Below are 6,264 nucleotides of genomic sequence, written 5' to 3' on the forward strand. Positions count from 1 at the left end.
TCGGGACCGACCGGCTCGGGACCCTCCGATCCGGGAGTGTCCGGCCCAGGAGTGTCCGGCCCGGGGGCGGGCAGCAACTCGCCGTCGGCGGAGGATTGTTCAGCGGTCGCATCGGCCGCGCCGGTCTCGTCGGCCGGGTCCGCAGCGGCGCCCGGTTCTGCGCCGCCCGCCGGATCCTCGGCATCCCGCCGCTCCGGCGCGGCGATCAGGGGGGCGGTCGGGGTGATCGGCGAGGTCGGGGCGACGGGGACGGTCGGGGCGATCCGCTGCACCGCGTCGCCGGATTCCGCCGGCACCACTTCCGACCCGGTCGGTTCATGCGCGGCGCCGGCCTTCGTCCCCGCCGGTATCTCCTCGGCCGCCGGGACGGCCCCGGCGAATGCGGCATCGTCGCGAATTTCCCTGACCTCGCGGTCTTCGGGATCTTCGGGGCCTTCGGGGTCCGTGCGGTCTTCAGGGTCCACGCGGTCCGCACCGCTGCGTCGATCCGCCGCACCCGGGTCCGGCGCCCGGTGCGGCGTCTCGGTCCCGGCGACCGGCGGCGAGGCGCCCTCCGCACGGCCCGACCGCCGCGCCGCCCTGGCCCGCGCGATGGCTCCCCGCGGATCTATGTCCGGGGCGTACGCACCGCACCCGGGGCACACCAGGGCCCCGTTCAAGGTCCGACGGCAGGTGAAGCAGTAGTCCATTCGCGGTCTTTCTGTGCCGGCTGCGCCACGGGATACAGCGGAAGTCGTGCTCACGTTCGCCCGCGACCGGGCAGCGCGAAACGCTAACAGCCGCTTCGGGAGAGGTTGCGTGCGACCTGTGATGCTCTTGCAAAGACCGCCACCGGCGCCGGCCGCCCGCCGCCCTAGAGACCGAACCCGCTCTCCACCGTGTAGGCGCACTCCGTGTAGACATAGCCGTACTGGAGCGTGGCGGTGTCCTCCCCCGGTGTGTCGCCGGACGAACTGCTGGGCTTGTGCAGGAAGTACGTGGTGCCGGGCGGGAGGCTGAGGGTCTTCCGGGGATAGTGCTTGCCGCTGTCCCCGCAGGCGGTGCGCGACGCCTGGGACTGGCTGGAGTAGGTGGAGCAGGCCCCGCAGCCCTTGAGAGTGAACCGTCCGGTGACGGGGCCGGTGTAGAGGACCTCGACCTCGTCGGGGCTGTCATTGCTGACCGTCACCGAGATGCCGCCGCCCGAGGCCGTCGTCGGCAGGTGTTGGCCGGCGGCGGGCTCGTGCCGGGCGATCTCCGCGGCGGTGGCTATCTTGCCGGCCAGCGGCCCGTTCCGGTCGTGCGGGTACGCCTTGACGAAGCCGTTCATCGTGTCGAGCGCGCGGCCGAAGTCACCGGACCGGTACTGGTGCACGCCGCAGGCGTACGTCCCGGTGCGCACATAGCCGTCCGCCGTGCGGACATCGGCTTTCAGCCCGCCGGCCGCGACCGTGTCCCGGGCGCCGAGCCCGGAGGCGCGCCGGCCGAGCGTGCGGAGCCGGTCGGTCGCGGCGCACGGGTCCTTGCCCTTCAGCGCCCCGGCGGCCTCGGCGATGGTCGACCTGACGGCCGGTTCGACCCTGGCGGCCTGCGGCGACTTCGGGAAGGTGGCGAGCAGTTCACCGAGGTCGTCCGCCGCCGCCGGGCCCGCGCTTCCCGCGTCGTGCAGATCCGCCGAGCCGCAGGCGTAGAGCGAAGTGGCCAGCCGGTCGTCGGGCCAGCCGGCCAGCGCCCCGAGGTCCTTCGTGCCGAAGCTGGCGGGCAGCGTGCGCAGATACCTCAGCGGGGCGGTCGCCGCGCAGAACTTCCCTTGCGCGTACGGCGCCGCGACCGCCGCGTAGTACGTCCTGAGCCGTGCGGGAACGGCCCGGGCGGCCCTGGAGTCCGGGTGGTCGTCGCGCAGTTCGCGGTAGGCGGCCAGCGCGCTGCGGTACTCGCCCTGCGCCGCGCTGAAGGGCTTGCTCCTGGCGGTCACGACGAGGTGATCGGCCCGGGCGAGCCGGTCCAGCAGCATCCGCTGGGTGGCCTGGTCGCGAGCGCCGTTGTAGAGGACCGCGCCGCCGGCCGGGGCGGCCAGCAGCACCAGGCCGAGGACGACGGCGACCGCCGACCGCGGGGGCCAGGCCAGCGGGGTGCGCAGGCCGCGTATGCCGCCGTGCACGGCGGCGACCGCCAGGAAGAGCAGATAGCCGAGGACCGCCCCGCCCGGGACGCCGTCGGGTTCGGCGGGCAGGGCCACGAACAGCAGCAGGCCGGTCGCGAGCCAGCACGCGGCCATGCCGGGCCAGCGCCGCAGGAGCGCGTAACCCAGCCCGAGCCCGCTGAGGTTGAGCAGGGCCACGGCGACGGCCCGCGGGACGTCCGGCGGCCGGGGCGGCGCCGGCGGCGGTGGTAAGGGCGGCGGATACGCCGGTGGCAGCGGCGGCGGGGGAAATCCCCCGGCGCCGCCGCCTGCTCCCGCACCGCCCTGCTGGTCCCAGGCCACCGCGACTCCCCCTCAAGCCGTAGGACACGACGCCCCTTTCGAGGGGTCGCTCTCTGTGCCCGGCAGCCTACAGCCGGGGTCCGACAGGCCGGGTCGCGTCCGGGCTAGCCGATGGGCAGATGGTCCCGCACGCCGTCGGTGACGCTGTCCAGGTGGTCCTTCACGCTGTCGGTGACGCTCTCGGCGCCCGCGTACAGGCCGTCCCACGCGGCCTGGACGCGATCGGTGGCCGTGTCCGCGGCGTGCCGGGTGCCGCGCCGGGTGCGGTAGGCCAGCGACGGCTTGCCGTGGGTGTCGGCGGCGGCGAGCAGCAGTCCGCCCAGCATCGAGAGGTTCTTGAAGAAGTGGACGCGCTGCCGGGCCCGCTCGTCGGGGTCCTCGATCGTCCAGTAGGGGTGTCCGGCCAGCGTGGTCGGCACCAGCGTGGCGGCGAGGGCGAGGGCGGCTCCCCGGGGGAAGCGGCCGAGGGCCAGCAGGGTGCCGGCCCCGAGCTGGACGGCGCTGTTGATCCTGACCAGTTGCCGGGGGTCGTCGGGCAGCGCCTTGATCCGCGCGGCGATGGGCAGCGCGACCGGCTTCGCGGCCGGTTCGACCGCCTCGGGGTGCCGGAGCGTCGCGTAGCCGCCGCTGATGAACATGGAGGCGAGCAGGGGGCGGGCGAATTTCCTGAGAACGGCCATGCCGTGCGCGTGCCCCTGTCCGGCCCGCGCACACGTCGGCCGGCCCGCGGGCGACGAACGGTCAGGCGCCGGCTGTCTCCGGTCGGCTGTCAGCCGCCCGAGATGGAGGTGAGGATCTCCAGCCGGTCGTCGGGGCCCACGGGGGTGTCGAGTTCGGCGGGGCCGAGCAGGCTGTCGTGCAGGATGAGGCGATGGGAGGGCCGCAGCTCTCCCCCGGGGGTGAGCAGGAGCGGTGCCAGCACCGGGTGCTGCTCGGTGAGCGCGGTGAGGGCCTCCCGGACGGTGCCGGCCGGGTAGCGCAGTTGGCGCTGGTACTGGACGTAGCGCAGCAGGGAGCCGGCGCAGACGATCACCATGGCGGTCCTCCTGGTGCGGCGGTCCCCAGCGGCTCCGGGCTCTGCCGGCTCTCCGGGACCCGCGGGGGCGGTGGAAGCGCGGCCGACGGCCGCAGGGTCTCCAGGGCGAGGGCGTGCGGATCCCCGCGGGGCGAGGTGATGCGGTGCACGAAGGCGGGCCCGGTGTCGTCCTGGTAGGCGGTGGTGGTCAGGTGGGCGCTGTCCAGCAGGCCGAGCGGCTGGTGCAGGTCGAAGGTGAGCCGCCGGTGCCCCAGGGCCAGGGTGCCGAACAGCTCGGGGGCGGTGGCCTCCTCGGCGAGCAGCAGCGCTTCCCGGGCTTCGGCGAGCAGGTCGGGGACGGGCACGAAGGTCCACTGGTCGCCCGGTTCGCACAGGTGCCGGTGGGCGGTCACCGTCCGGTGGTGGTCGGCCGTCACGCGTTCGGCGGTGGCTTCGAGTGCGGCGACGCGGTCGGCCAGGGTGGAGTGCCGGCGGTCCGCGCCCCGCTCGTCGGGCCCGAGCCGGGCGAGGAGTTCGGCCGGCAGGGCGCCGAGCACGGCGGCGCACAGGGTGCCGGGGGTGAAGCGGGACACGGTGGCGGTCAGCCGCACCTCGGCGAAGTCCTCGCCGGCCCGGCCGTCCTCGGCGACGCGGCGGAAGACCGTGTCGCAGGTGACGGTGACATCGCGGGGCCGGCGGAAGACGACCGTCGTCTCACGGGTGAAGGCGTTCGCGCTGAGGAAGGTGAACGGCCGCAGGAAGCGGAGGTCGGCGGTGGCCAGCGGGAAACCGGTGCCGTAGCGGCCCATCAGCTCGGGGACGGGCCGCAGATGCTCCTCCAGCCAGGCGGACCAGCCGTCGACGGCGAGGGACAGCAGGGTGCGCGGGTGGATCTCCACTTCGCCGAACTGGGTGGGATTGCTCCTGACCCGCTCGATCACGCTGCGGACCACGGCCGGCTCACCGTCCCCCGGTCGGCGGCGCCTGGGCGAGCAGGCGGTCGCGGGCGGCGCCGCGGCGCCATTTGCCGCTGGTCGTCCTGGGCAGCCAGCGCGGCGGCACGATCCGCACCTCGACCGCGGTCAGGCCGAGGTGCTCGGAGATCCGGCCGGCGATCTCCCGGGCCAGCCGGGCGTGTTCGGCCGGGTCCTCGGCGGCGGACTCGGCGACGAGCATCAGGTGCTCGTCGGGCTCGGTGGGATGCATCGCGAAGGCCACGCATCGCTCCCGGTGGACGCCGGCCACGGTCCGGGCGACGGCTTCCGCGTCCTCCGGGAAGTAGTTGACCCCCCGTACGATGATCATCTCCTTGGAGCGGCCGGCGATGAAGAGGTGGCCGTCGAGCAGGAAGCCGAGGTCCCCGGTGCGCAGCCAGGGCCCGTCGAAGGAGGCGGCGGTCACCGCCTCGTCGTGCAGGTACCCGGTGGTCAGCGAGTCGCCGCGCAGCTGGATCTCGCCGAGGGCGCCCTCCGGGCAGGGCTTGCCGTCGCCGTCGATGACGCGGGTGCGCACGCTGTCGACCGGCCGGCCCGCCGAGACCAGGGCCTTGGCGGCGCGGTCGCCGGCCGGCACGCGTTCGATGCGCCCGGCGGCCAGGTACTCCCGGTGGACGTACGCGATACGCGGCGGGGTACCGGGTACGGACAGCGCCGCCACCAGGGTCGCCTCGGCGAGGCCGTAACCGGGGCAGAGGACGTGCCGGGGGGCGCCGGCGGCTTCGACGGCGCGGGCGAAGCGCTCCAGGGTCTCGGGCTGGACCGGTTCGGCCCCGTTGAGGCAGAGCCGGAGCCGGGACAGGTCCAGGGTGGTGATCCAGTCCGGGTCGGCGACCTCGGCCATCCGCTGGTAGCAGAAGTTGGGACCCGCGAGGCAGGTCCCGCCGCTGGCGGCGACGTACTCCAGGAAGGCGCGGGGGCGGCGGATCAAGGTGAGCGGGCTGAGGACGTGCAGGTCGCCGCCGTGGAAGAGCTGGACGAGATCGGTGACCAGCCCGAAGTCGTGGTAGTGCGGTAGCCAGTTGACCCAGACATCGTCCCGCGTGACCTGGCAGGCCCGGGCCAGCGCCTCGACTCCCCGCACCGCGGCGGCGTGGGTGAGGGTGACACCGCGGGGCGCGCTGGTGCTGCCGGAGGTGAACTGGACGACCGCCAGCGCGGCCGGGTCGCTGTGGTCCGCCCTTTCGACCGTCCCGGCCTGGTCCATCGCGATCAGCCGCAGCGCGGGGCGCAGTTGCCGCAGCTGCTCGGCGCAGGCGGCGAGTTCGGGCGACACGACCAAGTGGCGCATCCGGGTGGTGTCGACGAGCGGGGCGAGCCGTTCGGCCTGGGCCCGGGCGCTGCCCAGCCCGGTCAGCGCGGGCATGGCGGTGGCGGCGGAGCCGTGGCGCAGCACCCCGAAGAAGGCGGTGAAGAACGCGGCCCCGGGCTCCGCGAGCAGGCCCACCACTTCGTCGCGGCCCACCTCGCGGGTGTGCAGCACGTCGGCGAACAGGGCAGAGCGGCGGGCGAGTTCGGCGACGGTACAGCTCTGGCCGGCCTCCGGGAAGACCAGCCGGCGGCTGCCGTCCCGGCGGGCCGCCTCGTCGAGTACGGCGGGGAGCGTGTCGGCCGCCGCGCTCATCGTTCGCTCCGGGCCGCCGTCGCGGGATCGGCGGATTCGGGGGCTACGGCATCGTCGGGGCCCGCGCCGAGCAGCCAGTCCTCGTACGCCTGCAGGTAGTCGTCCGAGGCGAGCGGGCTGCGCAGCACACGGTCGGGGATCGCGAAAGCCTCGGTGAGCAGCGGCA

Annotated in this window: 5 protein-coding genes and 1 pseudogene; all 6 read right to left on the bottom strand. The window is 74.7% G+C overall.

Annotated elements, in window-relative coordinates; translation table 11 throughout:
- Nucleotides 1-464: pseudogene (locus GA0115240_RS36110) on the bottom strand (hypothetical protein); the annotation flags it as partial.
- A gap of 389 nt (nt 465-853) precedes the next feature.
- Nucleotides 854-2,464 carry a hypothetical protein gene (locus tag GA0115240_RS08925; RefSeq protein ID WP_256069620.1) on the bottom strand — a complete coding sequence of 537 codons (1,611 nt, stop codon included), beginning with the start codon at nt 2,462-2,464 and terminating at the stop codon, nt 854-856.
- A 104-nt stretch (nt 2,465-2,568) separates the two neighbouring features.
- Nucleotides 2,569-3,144, bottom strand: coding sequence for a DoxX family protein (locus tag GA0115240_RS08930; RefSeq protein WP_093736116.1), 576 nt, complete (start codon nt 3,142-3,144; stop codon nt 2,569-2,571).
- 89 nt (nt 3,145-3,233) lie between these two features.
- Complete coding sequence (locus GA0115240_RS08935) at nt 3,234-3,500, bottom strand: MoaD/ThiS family protein (protein ID WP_093736117.1); 267 nt, start codon at nt 3,498-3,500, stop codon at nt 3,234-3,236.
- The gene (locus GA0115240_RS08940; protein WP_093736118.1) at nt 3,494-4,432 is read right to left on the bottom strand and encodes a hypothetical protein; all 939 of its coding nucleotides are present in this window, start codon (nt 4,430-4,432) and stop codon (nt 3,494-3,496) included. The genes GA0115240_RS08935 and GA0115240_RS08940 overlap by 7 nt, the downstream gene beginning before the upstream one ends.
- Before the next feature lie 7 nt (nt 4,433-4,439).
- Nucleotides 4,440-6,098: an AMP-binding protein gene (locus GA0115240_RS08945; RefSeq protein WP_093736119.1), complete on the bottom strand. Its 1,659-nt coding sequence runs from the start codon at nt 6,096-6,098 to the stop codon at nt 4,440-4,442.
- Between the last annotated feature and the right edge of the window lie 166 nt (nt 6,099-6,264).

Origin of the sequence: Streptomyces sp. DvalAA-14 (assembly GCF_900091855.1) — a bacterium.
In the GTDB taxonomy this organism is placed as follows: Bacteria; Actinomycetota; Actinomycetes; order Streptomycetales; family Streptomycetaceae; genus Actinacidiphila.